At 68.8% G+C, this 15,195-nt stretch carries 16 protein-coding genes; 3 read left to right on the forward strand and 13 right to left on the reverse strand.

Annotated elements, in window-relative coordinates; genetic code table 11:
• Window position 1: 1 nt before the first annotated feature.
• The 7 genes from OH802_RS26670 to OH802_RS26700 form a co-directional block, all read right to left on the reverse strand.
• A complete protein-coding gene (locus OH802_RS26670) occupies window positions 2–832 on the reverse strand; it encodes an ABC transporter permease (RefSeq protein WP_406023394.1) in 831 nt (276 codons plus the stop codon).
• Entirely contained in the window at window positions 808–1,617 is an 810-nt protein-coding gene (locus tag OH802_RS26675; protein ID WP_406023395.1) for an ABC transporter permease, read from the reverse strand. Before OH802_RS26675 ends, OH802_RS26670 begins: the two co-directional genes overlap by 25 nt.
• Entirely contained in the window at window positions 1,617–2,450 is an 834-nt protein-coding gene (locus OH802_RS26680; protein WP_350720500.1) for an ABC transporter ATP-binding protein, read from the reverse strand. Before OH802_RS26680 ends, OH802_RS26675 begins: the two co-directional genes overlap by 1 nt.
• Before the next feature lie 2 nt (window positions 2,451–2,452).
• A complete protein-coding gene (locus OH802_RS26685; RefSeq protein WP_406023396.1) occupies window positions 2,453–3,568 on the reverse strand; it encodes an ABC transporter substrate-binding protein in 1,116 nt (371 codons plus the stop codon).
• A gap of 284 nt (window positions 3,569–3,852) precedes the next feature.
• On the reverse strand, window positions 3,853–4,539 hold the full coding sequence (locus OH802_RS26690; protein ID WP_406023397.1) for an NUDIX hydrolase: 687 nt from the start codon (window positions 4,537–4,539) through the stop codon (window positions 3,853–3,855).
• A 10-nt stretch (window positions 4,540–4,549) separates the two neighbouring features.
• Window positions 4,550–5,257: a YoaK family protein gene (locus OH802_RS26695; RefSeq protein WP_406023398.1), complete on the reverse strand. Its 708-nt coding sequence runs from the start codon at window positions 5,255–5,257 to the stop codon at window positions 4,550–4,552.
• Between the two features lie 24 nt (window positions 5,258–5,281).
• On the reverse strand, window positions 5,282–5,833 hold the full coding sequence (locus OH802_RS26700; protein WP_406023399.1) for a TetR/AcrR family transcriptional regulator: 552 nt from the start codon (window positions 5,831–5,833) through the stop codon (window positions 5,282–5,284).
• 84 nt (window positions 5,834–5,917) lie between these two features.
• Here OH802_RS26700 and OH802_RS26705 point away from each other — a divergent pair, with 84 nt between their 5' ends.
• Window positions 5,918–6,241, forward strand: coding sequence for a multidrug efflux SMR transporter (locus OH802_RS26705; protein WP_160024812.1), 324 nt, complete (start codon window positions 5,918–5,920; stop codon window positions 6,239–6,241).
• Between the two features lie 10 nt (window positions 6,242–6,251).
• On the opposite strand, the gene OH802_RS26710 is transcribed toward OH802_RS26705, so the two are convergent.
• A complete protein-coding gene (locus OH802_RS26710) occupies window positions 6,252–7,913 on the reverse strand; it encodes an FAD-binding dehydrogenase (RefSeq protein ID WP_406023400.1) in 1,662 nt (553 codons plus the stop codon).
• A gap of 137 nt (window positions 7,914–8,050) precedes the next feature.
• Between OH802_RS26710 and OH802_RS26715 the strand changes: the two genes are divergently transcribed.
• Window positions 8,051–8,962: a hypothetical protein gene (locus OH802_RS26715; RefSeq protein WP_406023401.1), complete on the forward strand. Its 912-nt coding sequence runs from the start codon at window positions 8,051–8,053 to the stop codon at window positions 8,960–8,962.
• Between the two features lie 10 nt (window positions 8,963–8,972).
• Here OH802_RS26715 and OH802_RS26720 read toward each other — a convergent pair whose 3' ends face one another.
• The 5 genes from OH802_RS26720 to OH802_RS26740 all read right to left on the reverse strand — a co-directional run bounded on the left by OH802_RS26720 (window position 8,973) and on the right by OH802_RS26740 (window position 12,491).
• Entirely contained in the window at window positions 8,973–9,269 is a 297-nt protein-coding gene (locus OH802_RS26720) for a GNAT family N-acetyltransferase (RefSeq protein WP_406023402.1), read from the reverse strand.
• A gap of 171 nt (window positions 9,270–9,440) precedes the next feature.
• Window positions 9,441–10,703, reverse strand: coding sequence for a DUF222 domain-containing protein (locus OH802_RS26725; RefSeq protein WP_406023403.1), 1,263 nt, complete (start codon window positions 10,701–10,703; stop codon window positions 9,441–9,443).
• 293 nt (window positions 10,704–10,996) lie between these two features.
• A complete protein-coding gene (locus OH802_RS26730) occupies window positions 10,997–11,395 on the reverse strand; it encodes a VOC family protein (protein WP_406023404.1) in 399 nt (132 codons plus the stop codon).
• Window positions 11,388–11,852, reverse strand: a complete 465-nt coding sequence (locus tag OH802_RS26735; RefSeq protein WP_406023405.1) for a methyltransferase family protein — start codon at window positions 11,850–11,852, stop codon at window positions 11,388–11,390. Before OH802_RS26735 ends, OH802_RS26730 begins: the two co-directional genes overlap by 8 nt.
• Before the next feature lie 60 nt (window positions 11,853–11,912).
• Entirely contained in the window at window positions 11,913–12,491 is a 579-nt protein-coding gene (locus OH802_RS26740; protein ID WP_406023406.1) for a TetR/AcrR family transcriptional regulator, read from the reverse strand.
• A gap of 137 nt (window positions 12,492–12,628) precedes the next feature.
• Between OH802_RS26740 and OH802_RS26745 the strand changes: the two genes are divergently transcribed.
• Complete coding sequence (locus tag OH802_RS26745; protein WP_406023407.1) at window positions 12,629–15,109, forward strand: MMPL family transporter; 2,481 nt, start codon at window positions 12,629–12,631, stop codon at window positions 15,107–15,109.
• Window positions 15,110–15,195: the final 86 nt, after the last annotated feature.

A 15,195-nucleotide genomic window follows, 5' to 3' on the forward strand; every position in this document is an offset into this window, starting at 1 on the left:
GCTACTGCGAGGCGCCCATCCCCATCCGCTCCAGCGCGACCGACTCCAGGAGCTGGACGAGGTTGTAGAGCACCAGCGTGACCACGGTGATGATCGCGACGGCTGCCCACAGGTCGTCGAAGCGGGCGGCGGCGGGGAACTTCTGGATGTTGCCGCCGATGCCCTTGCCGGTCGAGAGCCACTCGGCCAGCAGCGCGCCGGTCACGGCGCCGGGCACCGAGACCCGGGCGGCGGCGAAGATCGACGGGAGCGCGCCGGGCAGCGACACCTTCCGGATCGCGGTGAGCCGCGAGCCGCCGTAGACGGCCACCAGGTCCAGCGACTGCGGCGAGGCCTGCGTGAGCCCGAACAGGACCGCGGCCAGCGCCGGGAACAGCACCACGATGATCCCGAGCACCACGACCGAGGCGGTCGACGCACGGCCGGTGATCAGCATGACCACCGGAGCGATCGCGACCAGCGGGATCGAGCGCAGCAGCAGCGCCAGCGGCATCACGCCGGCCTCGACCGTACGCGACAGGTTGAAGAGCACCGCCGCCACCACGGCGATCGCCATCCCGGCGAGGAAGCCGAGCGCGGCGTCCCTCAGGGTCACCCACGTCAGCGGGAACAGCTCCGCCCGATGGGCGGCCGCGTCCGGCCCGGTGAAGAGGTGGTCGACGACGTCCAGCGGCCCCTTCGCGACGAACTCAGAGACGCTGGAGAACGACACGAACGCCTGCCAGAGCACGACCACGATCGCCAGCGCGGCGACGGTGTGCAGCACCGGCCCCAGGACCGCCCGCGACAGACCCTTGGCACCCGACCTCATCCGGACCTCCCAGCGACCCATGGCGTCACCAGACGCGAAACCAGCCCCAGCAGCAGATAGCCGGCCAGGGCGACCAGGGCACAGACCAGGAAGACGGCCCAGAGCCGCTCCGGGTCGGGCTTGCCCTGCAGGACGATCAGCGTGCGCCCGACGCCACGGTCGGTGGAGCCGAGGTACTCGCCGAGCACGGCCCCGAGGATCGCGGTCGGCACCGCGATCTGCAGCGCGTTGAGGATCGCCGGCACGGCCGCGACGAGGCGTACCTTCACCAGCTGCGTCCACACCGACCCGCCGTAGACCCGCACCACGTCGAGCGAGGCGCGATCGGCCGACTTGAACCCGAGCACGGCCCCGACGACGGTGGTGAAGAAGACCATCAGCGCGGCCAGGAAGATCGACGTCTTCGACGGGTCACCGGGCTGCTCGGCGCCGCCGAGGACAACGATCGAGATGCCGCCCACGGCGACCACGGGCAGACAGTACGTCGTCACGGCGATCTGCATGATCATCGGCTCCAGCCACGGCACCAGCAGCACCAGGGAGGCCAGCAGCAGGGCGATCAGGTTACCCCAGAGGAACCCGATCGACGCCTCCATCAGCGTCTCCCGGAGCACGCCGTCCCAGAACGCCGACGGACCCGCGGCCGCCATCTCCGAGAGGACCGTCCACGGCGGCGGCACCGGCGTGAACCCGGTGCCCGGATCGGGCGGGAACCCGGCCACGGCCACGACCGCCCACAGCACGAAGAGGGAGACCACGCCGATCAGACCGGCCACCCAGCCAGCCAGCTGTTGACTCAGTCGCATCAAGACTCCGCCTCGGCGCGCCCGTCGTCACCGAAGAGCAGCTCGGAGGCCCGGTCGGCCAGCGCGTGGAACTCCGGCGTACGCATCATGTCGGGCGTACGCGGCCGAGGAAGGTCGACCTCGATGATCTCCTTGATCCGGCCCGGTCGCGGCGACATCACCGCGACCCGGTCGGAGAGGAAGATCGCCTCGTTCACACCGTGGGTGACCAGCAGCGTGGTCGCCGGCTTCTCGGTCCAGATCCGCAGCAGCTCCAGGTTGAGGTTCTGCCGGGTCATGTCGTCCAACGCGCCGAACGGCTCGTCGAGCAGGAGCACCGACGGCTTCAGCGCGAGCGCCCGGGCGATCGAGACCCGCTGCCGCATCCCGCCGGAGAGCTGCGCGGGGCGGGCCTTCTCGAAGCCCTCCAGCCCCACGAGCTTGATCAGCTCGTGGATGTAGGACATGTCGGGACGCCGCCCGGCGACCTCGAAGACGAGCTTGATGTTGCCGACCACCGAGCGCCACGGCAGCAGCGCATGGTCCTGGAACGCGATCCCCAGCTCGGAGTCACGCCGCAGCTCGGCGGGAGCCTTGCCGTCGACGTACGCCTCTCCGCTCGTCGGCGTCTCCAGGCCCGCGAGGATCCGCAGGATCGTCGACTTGCCGCAGCCGGAGGGCCCCAGCAGGGCCAGGAACGAGCCCTGGTCGGTGTGGAGCTCGGTGTCCTTGAGCGCGGTGACGGCCTTCGACCCGGAGCCGAAGACCTTGCTGATTCCGGAGATGTGGATGCCGGTGCCGCCACCGGTCTCCGCAGCGGGAGCACCGGCATCCATGAGCTTGTTCTCGGCCATGACTACTTCTGGTAGTCCTTGAGCTCGGGGTTCTCCTCGTAGATCTCGTCGATGATCGAGGTGTCGAACAGGTCCTCGACCGAGACCTCCCAGCCGGCGGCGGCGAGCGAGTCGACGGTCTGCTGCTGGAGCTCCTCGGAGATGGTGAAGAGGCCGTTCTTCTCGGTCTCCGGCGTGGAGATGAGCTTCTGCGACTCCTCGAGACCACGCTTGGTCTTGACCGGGTCGAGCTCGCCGAAGCTGGCCTCGAGACCGTCGGAGTCGCTGGCCGCCTGGTTGTAGTGGGTGGTGACGACCTTGACCACCTCGTCGGTGGGGTTCTTGAAGGTCTCGGTCCAGCCCTTGATCTCGGCGGTCAGCAGCGCCTTGAGTAGGTCGCGGTTCTCGGCGAGGTACTGGTCGGTGACGGTGTAGGTCTCGGCGACGTACGGCACGCCGTTCTCGGCGTAGGGCAGGTTGGTGATCTCGTGGCCGGCCATCTCGACGGTGATGGCCTCGTTGGTCAGGTAGGCCATGAAGCCGTCGACCTGGCCCTTCATCAGCGGCGTCGGGTCGAACTCGACCGGGGCGACGGTGATGTCGTCCTTCTTCTCCTCCAGGCCGTTGGCCGCGAGGATCGCCTTGAAGACGTTGACGTTGGAGTCCTGGACGCCGATCTTCTTGCCCTTGAGGTCGGCCGGCGTCGCGATGTTGCCGCCGTCCTTGAGGGAGAGGATGGTGAACGGGTTCTTCTGGAAGGTGGCGCCGATGATCTTCAGCGGCGCCTCCTGCTCGGCGATCGCGGAGCCGACCGAGGCGGCGTCGTTGATGGCGACCTGGACCTTGCCGGAGAGCAGCTTGGCCACGCCGGTGTCGGGGCCGGAGATGCCGTTGACAGCGTCGAAGCCGGCTTCCTCGTAGTAGCCCTTGTCCTCGGCGTAGAACTCGCCGGCGAACTCCTCGTTCTTGATCCAGGAGTACTGCATCGAGATGGTGCCGAAGCCCTCCTCGCTGCTGCCTTCTTCGGAGTCGGAGCCGCAGGCGGCCAGGGTGGTGGCGGCGACCAGGGTCAGGAGGGCCGCGGCGGCCCGGCGTTGTACTGACTTACGTCGCGAGGTCCGAGAGGCGGGGGTAGACATCGAAACGAGTTCCCTTCGAGGAGTGTCACGCATAGGTTTCGGGGACCGTAGCGAGCGGAGGTTTCAGGGGCTGGCACTGGCGTTTCGGCGTTGTAACGACCCTTTCAAGACGAACCTCTCGAACAGGGCGTACGGTCCCGAGACACGGCGTCCGCTGGACAACAATGCCGTGGTTGTTGTCTAGTTACCCAACGCGCGTAGGCCGCGTCGCATGTGCCGTCCACCACACCGGATTCGCCGTTATCGGTTCGTGATCAGCCCGAGACCTTTCGGTGACCAAACCGTCAGGTCGTACGCCGCAGCAGCGGCGGGTGCAGGTGCTCGGCGGAGCCCCGGCGGAAGAGCTGAGCCGGCCGGCCACCGTCCCGGGTCGTCGTGGTGCCCGTGGGCTCGAGGAAGGCCTCGGTCTTGGTGACCTTGCGATGGAAGTTGCGGGGGTCGAGGCGCTCGCCCCAGACGATCTCGTAGACCCGGCGCAGCTCGGCGACGGTGAACTCCTCGGCACAGAACGCCGCGCCCAGCGGTGAGTACTCCAGCTTGGAGCGAGCACGCTCGACGCCGTCACGCAGGATCGCGGCGTGATCGAAGGCGAGGCCGCCGCCGGCCAGGAGCGAGTCGACCGGCCACCACTGCGCGTCCGCCGCGTCCGACCCCGCCGCGGGCACCGGCAGGTCGGGCGCCAGCGCGAGATAGGCGACGGTCACGACCCGCGTCCGCGGGTCTCGCCCAGGAGAGCCGTACGTCGCCAGCTGCTCGACATGCACGCTGCCCGGCCGCATGCCGGTCTCCTCGGCGAGCTCGCGCGCCGCCGCTTCCTCGAGGCCCTCGTCGTCGAGGACGAACCCGCCCGGAAGCGCCCAGGCGCCGACGAACGGCTCGATGCCGCGGCGTACGACCAGGGCGCAGAGCGCCTCGTCACGAACGGTGAGCACGACGAGATCGACGCTGACCGCGAACTTGGGGCACTCCACGTGGCAGACCCTAGATGATCGAGCGGTGCACCCGGGCGTGCCAGGCGCCGAGGACGGTGGCGAGCCCGATCAGGATGCCGGCGAGCAGCAGGCCGCCGCCGGTGTGCCACAGCAGCATCCCGGCGCCGGCGGAGGCACCGAGCAGGATCAGCAGGATGGTGATCACGCGCCGCGCGGTGCCGCCGCCACGGAAGGACGCCTTGCCGGATCCGATCGGTGAGTCGGCCGCGAGACCCGTGATCGTGCTGGTGACGACGACGGTGGTCACGTCCTTGACCGCGATGTGGCGAGCGGCGGCCGCCTGGGTCCCCATGGCGACCGCGGCGAGCGTGGTGGTCGTGATCATCACCGCGCTCGACGGCTCGTCACCGGTCACGAAGAGGAGCCCGGCCAGCGCCAGCATCACCACTGCGACCAGCGAGAACAGCGCGGTCGTACGCGCACTCCAGGCCTGCTTGTCGGCCTTCAGCACCCGCCCGCCGAGCGCAGCGCCGCCCATGAACCCGACCAGCGCCAGCGCCGGCCCGAGGACCGGCAGGTCGGTGTCGCCGACCAGCGCCATACCGAGGATGACCACGTTGCCGGTCATGTTGCCGGTGAACACCTTGTCCAGACCGAGGTAGCCGACGGCGTCGTTGATGCCGGTGGTGAAGGTGAGCACGAGCATCAGCCACAGGTGCATACGGTCGGCGGGGATGTTCTTCAGCAGCGAGGTCACCCGCGCATTGTGCCGGACCCTCGATCAGCCCTCGGCGATCGCTCCCGCGGCAGCGGCGAGATCGGCCACACCGGCGGCGAGCTCGTCCGGCCGGTCGGTGGCCAGGTCCAGGTGGAAGCCGAACAGCGACGAGTCGACGAGCGTGACGATCCGGCCGGCGCGCTCGGGCGGCGCGCCACAGGCGGTGAGATAGTCACGGAGCGCGGCGTACCACAGCTCGTTGGTCTCCCGGACGACCGAGCGGTAGGGCTCCATCCCGATCAGCCCGGTCGCGGCCGCCTGCAGGTAGATCTGCAGGCAGCTGTGCAGCGGCTCGGTGCGGTAGGCCCGCCACAGGGTCTCCACGCCAGCACGTACGTCATCGGCGGGCTCCAGCGCCGCGACCGCTGCGACGGAGAGCTCGTTGGTGCGCGCCACGACCGCGGCGACGAGCTCGTCGCGACCGCCGAAGTGGTAGATCAGCATCCGGTCGCTGGTGCCGATCGCCGCCGCCAGCGGACGCAGGGTCAGCCCGATCAGCCCGTGCTCCAGCACGTGGTCGACCACCTGCCCGAGGAGCTCCTCCTTGCGGTCCATGAAAAGCATTATGCCCAACATGTAGCGACTGCTACATTTGGCGTGATGTAGCAGTCGCTACATGCGCCTCAGGAGGACCCGAAGATGTACGCCGCCATTCTGCTCGTCGCCGCGATCGCGATCGAGGTCGTCAGCACCGCGCTGCTTCCCCGCACCGAGGGCTTCCGTAACCTCGGCTGGTCGGTCGCCGTCCTGGCCGGCTACGGCGCCTCGATCTGGCTGCTCTCGGTGGTCGTGGAGCGGATGCCGGTCTCGGTGGCGTACGCCATCTGGTCAGGCCTCGGCACCGCACTGGTCGCCGGCATCGGCGTGATGTTCCTCGGCGAGCACCTCACCGCCGCCAAGGCCGGCTTCCTGGCGATGATCGTCGTCGGCGTGGTCGGGCTGAACCTCTCCGGCGCCCACTGAGCCGACCTGATCAGATCGCGGCGGCCGCGGCCCTGCCCGCCGTGCGGCCTGAGAACAGGCAGCCACCGAGGAACGTGCCCTCGAGCGCGTTGTAGCCCATCATCCCGCCGCCGCCGAAGCCCGCGACCTCGCCGGCCGCGTAGAGCCCCGGAAGCGGGGTGCCAGCGGCGGTCAGGCAGCGGCCGGACAGGTCCGTCTCGAGCCCGCCGAGGGTCTTGCGGGAGAGGATGTGCAGCTTGACCGCGATCAGCGGGCCGGCCTCGGGGTCGAGGATCCGGTGGGGCTTGGCGGTGCGCTGCAGCTTGTCGCCGCGGTAGTGGCGGGCGGCGTACAGCGCGGTGATCTGGGCGTCCTTGGTGAAGTTGTTGGCGATCTCGCGGTCGCGGGCCTCGATGATCCGGCGCAGCTCGCTCTCGTTGATCTGGGGGCCGGTCGGGTCCTTCTCGGCGAGGCCGTTCATGCCGTGGACCAGCGCGGTGAGGTTCTCGGCGACCACGAAGTCCTCGCCGTGCTCCATGAAGCTCTTCACCGGGCCGGGGCCCTTGCGCGCCCGCTCGGCGAGCAGCTTGATGTCCTTGCCGGTCAGGTCGGGGTTCTGCTCCGAGCCGGAGAGCGCGAACTCCTTCTTGATGATCTTCTCGGTCAGCACGAACCAGGAGTAGTCGTAGCCGGTCTGACGCAGGTGCTTGAGCGTGCCGAGGGTGTCGAAGCCGGGGAAGAACGGCGCCGGGAGACGCTTGCCGGTCGCGTCCAGCCACAGCGAGGAGGGGCCGGGCAGGATCCGGATGCCGTGGTTGGCCCAGATCGAGTCCCAGTTGCGGATGCCCTCGACGTAGTGCCACATCCGGTCGTCGTTGATGATCTTGGCGCCGGTCGCTCCGGTGATGGCGAGCATCCGGCCGTCCACGTGCGCCGGGACGCCGGAGACCATCGACTTCGGCGGGGTGCCGAGGCGGGCGGGCCAGTGCTTGCGGACGAGGTCGTGGTCACCGCCGATGCCGCCGGAGGTGACGATCACGGCTTGGCCGCTGAGCTCGAAGTCCTCGACCTCCGTGCGCGAGGAGGCATGCCCGCGCTCGATGTCGCTGGGTTCGAGCACCTTGCCGCGTACGCCGACGACGGCCCCGTCCTCGACCACGAGATGGTCGACGCGGTGCCGGAAGGCGAAGGTGATCCGGCCGCTGTCGGCGTGGGCGCGCACCCGCCGCTCGAACGGCTCGACCACACCCGGTCCGGTCCCCCAGGTGATGTGGAAGCGCGGCACGGAGTTGCCGTGGCCGTCGGCGCGGCCGTCGCCACGCTCGGCCCAGCCGACGACCGGGAAGATCCGGTGGCCCATCTGGCGCAGCCAGGACCGCTTCTCACCCGCCGCGAAGTCGAGGTACGCCTCGGCCCAGCGTCGCGGCCACAGGTCCTCGTCACGGTCGAACTGGGCGGATCCCATCCAGTCCTGGAGCGCCAGCTCGGGTGAGTCCTTGATCCCCATCCGGCGCTGCTCGGGGCTGTCGACGAGGAAGAGCCCACCGAGGCTCCAGAAGGCCTGACCGCCCAGCGACTGCTCCGGCTCCTGGTCGACCAGGAGAACGCTCTTTCCCGCGTCCGCGACCTCGGCCGCTGCTGCCAGGCCGGCAAGGCCGGCTCCTACCACGATCACGTCGGCGTGCTTCGTCATGTCGGCAGATCCTGCCACCATATCTACCCGCGAGTACATGGAACCTGTCGCCCGACCGTTCCGTCAGGTGGACAGTTGTCGGACTCGCGCCCCGAAGCGACCGCCGATCGGTGTCCGAGCGGATAGATTTTTTGATCGTGATCGACCCCAAGGTGACCGCCAAGAGGCAGCAGAAGTGGGTCCAACGCGGCATCGACCGCACCGAGACCTGGCTGGGCCGTAGTGGCAGCAGACTCGGTCCGCTGATCCCGCACATCGCCACCGCCGGGGTGCTCACCGGGGACGAGGACCACGGCTGGATCCCTCAGGGCTTGGCCTACTCCCCCGAGGCCGAGCTGCTCCTGCAGGGCTACTACGGCGACAAGCTCGGCTCCGCGCTCGCTCTGATCGACAGGCCGTCGGGTGAGCTCATCAACGCCGTCTACCTGGGCGGGCCGAAGGGCAGCGTCAGCGGCCCGGTCAACGCCGGCGGCGTCGCGGTCATCGGCGACGAGGTCTTCGTCTGCCGCGAGGGCAACCCGCCCCGCCTCTACCGCTACTCACTGACCCAGATCGTCCACGCCGAACCGCTCTCGACCGTCTCGACCGTCTCCCCACTGGTCGCGGTCGCCGCCGGCTCCTACCTCGCCGCGGCGAAGGACCTGCTCTACGTGGGGTCGCACGCGAACAACCGCCTCTACAAGTACATCCGCAAGGACGACAGCTGGCAGATCAAGACCCCGATCGGCGTACGCACCCCCGTCGGCACCCAGGGCGTCGTCGTCCGGGAGGAGGAGTACGTCTTCAGCGTCAACCGCGGCCCCGCCCGACGCAGCCAGCTGATCGTGCAGGACCGGGTCACGATCCGCCCCCGCGCTCTGCAGTGGCTCCCCAACCTGGCCGAGGGCGTCGCCGAGGTCGGGGACGAGTTCTTCGTGACCTACCAGTCGGGCGCCAGGCCCTACTCCCGCGGCTCCTCCCGGGGCCAGACCTGGCCCTCGGCCCACATGACCTGCACTCCCCTGGCCAAGCTCGGTCTGGAGCCGCGGAAGTCGGCAGACTCCCTCTGATCTCTCGTGATCAGGCGGGCCAGTCGGTGATGTCGGCGTACTCCTCGCCGTGCCGCTTCAGCCACCCCGCGACGTACGGGCAATGCGGGATGATCCTCTTCCCCTTCGCCTTCACATCGGCCAGCGCGAACGCCACCAGCTTCGAGGCGAGTCCCTGCCCGTTGTAGGCCTCCTTGACCTCGGTGTGCAGGAAGTCCACATGCTCGTCGTCGGGCAGCCGGTAAGCCGCCAGCCCCGCAACGGTCTCGCCGTCGCGGATCTCGTAGCGGTGCCTGGCCGGGTTGTCTGCGTACTCGATCTCGCTCACTCACCCATTCTCACCCACCCGCCCAGGGAGTACGCGGGGTCTCACTGTCGCTTGCGTGCCCTGGGCCGGTCAGTCCCTGGGTCGAGGCCTCCTCGTGCCTTTACAAGACGATGACACCTTGTGAATGCTTCACAAGCAGACCGCACGAGTGAGTGATCGTACGGAGCATGCTCAGGTACGCCGGATGAACCGGATCCGGCCGCTCGGGAGTCGCTCATAGCCGTAGTTGGGGTCATGGATCCGGCGATGATCACTCGAACACAACAAGACCATGTTCGCCAGATCGGTTCGGCCACCTTCGGACCACGGTTTCAAGTGATGGGCCTCGGTCCAGGCGGCGGGCGCATCGCAGTCTTCGGCCTGGCAACACTTGTCCCGTAGGCGCAACGCCCGGTGTTGGATCGGATGCGCCAACCGGGCGGTGCGTCCGAAGTCGAGGATCTCGGAGCCGGTGCCCAGCACGACCGGGACGAGGTCTGCGTTGCAGGCCATTCGTCGGGCTTCGGCGGCGGTGATCTGCTCGCCGTTGAAACCCAGTGCGGCGGTGCCGAGGTCCTTGCGGAGGTCCTCGACGCTCATGGTGATGAACACCGTGGTGCCGTGGCCACCGTGCCGGGGCAGTTGGTCCACGTCGTAGGTCTCGACCACTCGGGCAAAGGCCTGGCCGAGCAGCCGGTCATAGGGCGCCTTGCGGCCCTTGTTCTCGGCCGAGAGCTTCCTGGGCTGAGCCAGCGAATCCAACAGGGTCCGCAGCCGCATCCCGACCGCACGGGAAACCCGGGCGTGGATGTCCACAGTCCCGTCCCCGTTGTCGCGGGACTGGAAGAAGGTACGCCGTTGGGCGTGCTCTTCTTCGCGCTGCAGAGCCTTCGCCTCAGCCTGCTCGAACCGATCCGGGTCGATCTCGGTCAGGATCCGTCGCCCGACGATCTTCAACTCGTTCGCCGTCAGGCCGGTCGCGTAGTCGACCAGCAGCTTCTCGGCCAGGACCAGGTCCTCGGCACTGGCGGCCGGGTCGGTCTCGATGGCATCGAGGGCCTGGGTGATCACCTTCGCCTTGTCCTGCGACACCACACCCCCAGCCAGGCCAGTGGCCACGAGGTCGTACTTGCTCACCGCAGCCGCGAGTTTCACCTGCGCACGCCCGACCGACTTGTCCACGAGGAGCTCGGTTCGCATCCACCCGGAGGCGTCCTTGGCACCGGTCTCTTCGGCGATGTCGCCGGCCGTGGCGAGCACTCGAAGTTTCAGCGCTGCTTGTTGGGCCTGGAGCTTCTCCAACCGCTCGAGCAGGTCCTTCTTCTGCCCGGTGCGCCAATACGCGGGATCGGTGGAGAGGAGTTCTTGGAGGGCGGTCTCGATGGCGTTCAAGGCAGCGTCGATCGCGTCGCCGGGGTTGGTGCCCCAGTGGTCGATCGAGCGGCCGAGACTCATCGCCATCCTCCCCTTCAAAGAGGTGTTGTGATGGGTCTGATTCTACTATTTCCAACCCCCGGCGGATACCTATTTTCCCTGATCAAGTGCCATTTTCGCGGTGAGCGAACGACCTGACACCTGTGGATGGTAAGTGGCCCGAAGGGCCACCCTTCCGCCCCATCAACCTCACCCTTCCCAAGCAAGAATCCGCTGCGCCACACCCGGGCCGCCGCCCCGATAGCCAGCCAAATCTTTTCTCGACGGGACCCTCAGAAAACGGGTCGGCGGCCCACCCCAACCCCGAAGAAAGATCAGCCAACAAAGATGCAGAAAATATGCCCGTCAGGATCGGCATAAGCACGCAGAGGCTCATCAGGATCGTCAGACCGATCAAGCCGGAGAGAAGCCCCCAACCCGAGCACACGAACATGCTCAGCATCGAGCTCCGAGACAGAACCGACGACCGTGTCGAGATGCATGTGCTTGACCGCCCCAGGAGCAGGCCAGTCAGAAGGTGCCATCTCAGACTCGTCGACCCGGTTGAACGCAAGAGCACGACGCCCGTCGGGCCAGGTGAGAACGAGCCAGTCGTCGTCATCCCCAGGCTCCTCGTCCCCCGGCCGGTAGACGAGGCCGAGGAGCTGGCGGTAGAACTCGGCGAGGCGACGTACGTCGGTGGTATCGATGACCGTGTGGAGGAGATCAGCCACGCGGGACACCCCGGACCGGGCCGAGCCAGCGGGGCGTGGCGCTCCGGTAGGCGTCGTACGCGTCGCCGAAGCTCCACGACAGGGCACGCTCCTCCGCGGGAATCTGGGTGCGGTCGATGACGGCGACGAAGGCCGCGACGGGGACGAGCGGAAGCCAGCCACCGCGGAGAACGGCGTGGGCGGTGAGGAGACCAGCCATGCCGACGTACATCGGGTTGCGGGTGTAGCGGAACGGTCCGTCGGTGACGACCGCGGTCGCACCCTCGGGCTCGAGCGGGTTGAACGTGGTGTCCTTGTGCTTGAACGCCCGGGCGGCTCCGCCCGCGACATAGACCGAGCCGGCCGCGAGGAGACCGGCCGCGACGGACCGCACGACGGTCGGCCGGCGGCCCCGAGCGAGCAGATGCTGGGCGGCCAGGCCCACGGCGACGTAGACGGGCGGCGGCACCTTCGGCATGCCTCACACCGTAGCCCGGCCGCGGAGGTCCGTACCCCTCTTTCTTGGGTAAAGAGAAGTTCAGTGCAAGAGCGCGCGGACCAGGCGCTCGGCGACGTCCGGAGCGGGTTCGGTGCGCTCGAGGGAGTGGAGCACGAACCCGCCGACCAGGGCGCGTACGAACTCCTTGACCGGCAGGTCGGCGGGCAGTTGGCCGGCCTCGACGGCTGCCTCGATACGGGTGGAGACGGTGGCGGTGATGCCGAGCGCGTCGTTGAGGCGGGTGCCGATGTCGGGGTTCTCGCAGGCGGCCGCGACGAGCGAGCGGACGAGGCCGTCGTTGCCGGGCTGGGCGACGAGGTCGATGAGGCTCTGCATCCAGGCGATCAGGTCGGCACGGATGTCCCCGGTGTCCGGTACGACCGGGTGGTCCGGCAGCAGCAGGTCCTCGATCAGGGCGTCGGCGACGACCGCGCTCTTCGAGGACCACCAGCGGTAGATCGTCTGCTTGGAGACACCGGCCTCGGCTGCGATGCCCTCGATGGTGAGGTGGTCATAGCCCTGGGTGGCGAAGAGCCGCCCGGTCGCGTCGAGGACCGCCATGCGAGCCTCCTCGCTGCGTACGGCACCCCTTCGGCGCACTCCTGCTGACGCTGGCATGAACGGCATCCTAAGAGCCCGTGCCATCTCCTGGCCACGGCACAGGTGTGACACATCACTCCCTCAGCAGCCCTTGTCCATCGGCGTACAGGTGATTAACTGGACGCACCGTTGCGTATTACCGGAGGGATGCCGTCATGGCGGAGCTGTTGTACCGATTGGGCAAGTCGGCCGCGCGCCGCGCCTGGCTTGTGATCCTTGCCTGGGTGCTGGCGCTGTCCGGCGCCGCCGGGGCGTACGTCGCCTGGTCCGGCGAGCTCACCACCAGCTTCGACATCCCGGGGCTGCCCTCGTCCGAGGTGGTCGACGAGCTCCAGGAGGGACTGCCCGACCTGGCCGGCGGCTCCGGCACGATCGCCTTCCAGACCGAGGACGGCACCCCGCTCAGCTCGACCCAGAAGCAGGAGATCCGGGCGCTGATCACCAGCGCCGAGGACCTCCCCGACGTCGCCGCGGTCACCGACCCGTTCCAGACCGAGGCCCAGCGCAAGGCGCAGGCCGAGAAGGTCACCGAGGGCCAGGCCAGGCTCGAGGCCGGCCGCACCCAGCTCGACAGCGCCCAGGCCAGGCTCGACAAGGCGCAGGCCGACATCGACAAGGCCCGCGCCCAGCTGCAGGCCGCCGGCATGCCGACGACGCACATCGATGCCCAGCAGGCCGCCCTCGACAAGCAGCAGTCCAAGCTCGACGACAGCGCCGCCGACCTCGAGGCCAACACCGCCAAGGCCGAGAACGGCGCCGAGCTGCTCGAGCTCTCCGAGGAGATCCGGATGGTCTCCGCGGACGGTTCGGCCGCCCTGGTCAACGTCGCCTACTCCGTCGGCCGTCTGGAGATGTCCGAGGAGACCAAGAAGGCCACGGTCGACCACTTCACCGACAACCCGATCGACGGCGTCGAGATCGGCGTCTCCTCCGACATCTCCCAGGAGGCGCCCAACCCGATGGGTCCCGGTGAGATCGTCGGCGTCGGCGTCGCCGCGATCGTCCTCCTGGTCATGCTCGGCACGATCATCGGCGCCGGCGTCCCGCTGGTCACCGCGCTGACCGGAGTCGGCATCGGCGCTCTCGGCGCGCTCTCCCTCTCCGGCGTCGTGCAGATGGCCTCGATGACCCCGATCCTGGGCCTGATGCTCGGCCTGGCGGTCGGCATCGACTACTCGCTCTTCATCCTCAACCGGCACCGCAAGCAGCTGCTCCACGGCTCCGACGTGAGGGAGTCGATCGCGCTCGCCAACGGCACCGCCGGCACGGCGGTCGTCTTCGCCGGCTCCACCGTGATCGTCGCGCTGGTCGCCCTCAACATGACCGGGATCCCGTTCCTCGGCCTGATGGGCTCGGTCGGCGCGGCCTGCGTCGCGATCGCCGTCCTGGTCGCGATCACTCTGACCCCGGCGATCCTCGGCCTCGTCGGTGGCCGCATCGTCTCCAAGCGCGCCCGGAAGAAGGTCGCCGAGCAGGACGCCGCCGAGGCCCACGCCAAGCCGATGCCCACCTGGCGCGCGCTGGTCACGGTCGTCGCCTCCGTAGTCGCCCTGCTCGCTCTCGCGGTCCCCGCCCTCGACATGCGCCTCGGCCTGCCCGACGGTGGCTCCGAGCCCGAGGGCTCGCTGGCCAAGACCGCCTACACGATCACCGAGGACAGCTTCGGCGCCGGCGCCAACGGCCCGCTGCTGGTCGCCGCCGAGCTGCCCGACGGCCTCAACGAGGCCGGCATCCAGCGATCCCAGCTGACGGTCGCCAAGGCGCTGGCGGACCTCGATGACGTACGCGCCGTGGCCCCGGCCGCGGTCTCCGAGGACGGTCGCACGGCGGCCTTCCAGGTCGTCCCCGAGGAAGGCCCCAACAGCGTCTCCACCAACGAGCTGGTCAACGCGATCCGGGAGATGCCGGCGGTCAACGGCGACATCACGCTCGGCGTCGCCGGCGCCACCGCGGTCGCGATCGACGTGTCGCAGGGCCTCAACGACGTACTCCTCCCCTACCTCGCCGTCGTCGTCGGCCTCTCGCTGCTGATCCTGATCCTGGTCTTCCGCTCGATCCTGGTCCCGCTCATCGCGACCGGCGGCTTCGTGCTCTCGCTGCTGGCGACGTACGGCGTCGTGGTCGCGGTCTTCCAGAAGGGCATCGGCGCGGAGTGGATCGGCCTGGACAGCACAGGCCCCATCCTGAGCTTCCTGCCGATCCTGCTGGTCGGGATCCTCTTCGGCCTGGCGATGGACTACCAGCTGTTCCTGGCCTCCGGCATGCGTGAGGCGTACGTCCACGGCGCCCCGGCCCGAATCGCCGTCGCCCAGGGCTTCCGTGCCGGGCGTTCGGTCGTGATCGCGGCCGGCCTGATCATGGTCTCCGTCTTCGGCGGGTTCATCTTCGCCGAGTCGGTGATGATCCGCTCGATGGGCTTCGGGCTCGCGCTCGGGGTGCTGCTGGACGCGTTCATCGTCCGGATGCTGCTGATGCCGGCGCTGATGCACCTGCTCGGCCGCTCCGCGTGGTGGCTGCCGAAGTGGCTCGACCGCATCCTGCCGAACGTGGACGTCGAGGGCGCCGGGCTCGAGCGCGCCCACGGCCCCGCCGCCGTCAACGAGGGCACGGTCAAGCGGGACAAGGTCTCGGTCTGAGGAGGTCGTGACCGTCGGTGCCGGCCGATAGGGTCACACCCGTGAGTGAGACGAACCGAGCGAGGCCGAGCGGCGAGCTTGCTCGT

Origin of the sequence: Nocardioides sp. NBC_00850 (assembly GCF_045207335.1) — a bacterium.
Lineage (GTDB): Bacteria > Actinomycetota > Actinomycetes > Propionibacteriales > Nocardioidaceae > Nocardioides.

Coding starts and splice junctions, on each gene's coding strand:
- OH802_RS26675 (WP_406023395.1), bottom strand. CDS start 1,617: ATGCGACTGAGTCAACAGCTGGCTGGCTGGGTGGCCGGTCTGATCGGC.
- OH802_RS26740 (WP_406023406.1), bottom strand. CDS start 12,491: ATGCCAGCGTCAGCAGGAGTGCGCCGAAGGGGTGCCGTACGCAGCGAG.
- OH802_RS26745 (WP_406023407.1), top strand. CDS start 12,629: ATGGCGGAGCTGTTGTACCGATTGGGCAAGTCGGCCGCGCGCCGCGCC.
- OH802_RS26700 (WP_406023399.1), bottom strand. CDS start 5,833: ATGGACCGCAAGGAGGAGCTCCTCGGGCAGGTGGTCGACCACGTGCTG.
- OH802_RS26710 (WP_406023400.1), bottom strand. CDS start 7,913: ATGACGAAGCACGCCGACGTGATCGTGGTAGGAGCCGGCCTTGCCGGC.
- OH802_RS26680 (WP_350720500.1), bottom strand. CDS start 2,450: ATGGCCGAGAACAAGCTCATGGATGCCGGTGCTCCCGCTGCGGAGACC.
- OH802_RS26685 (WP_406023396.1), bottom strand. CDS start 3,568: ATGTCTACCCCCGCCTCTCGGACCTCGCGACGTAAGTCAGTACAACGC.
- OH802_RS26705 (WP_160024812.1), top strand. CDS start 5,918: ATGTACGCCGCCATTCTGCTCGTCGCCGCGATCGCGATCGAGGTCGTC.
- OH802_RS26670 (WP_406023394.1), bottom strand. CDS start 832: ATGGGTCGCTGGGAGGTCCGGATGAGGTCGGGTGCCAAGGGTCTGTCG.
- OH802_RS26735 (WP_406023405.1), bottom strand. CDS start 11,852: ATGCCGAAGGTGCCGCCGCCCGTCTACGTCGCCGTGGGCCTGGCCGCC.
- OH802_RS26725 (WP_406023403.1), bottom strand. CDS start 10,703: ATGAGTCTCGGCCGCTCGATCGACCACTGGGGCACCAACCCCGGCGAC.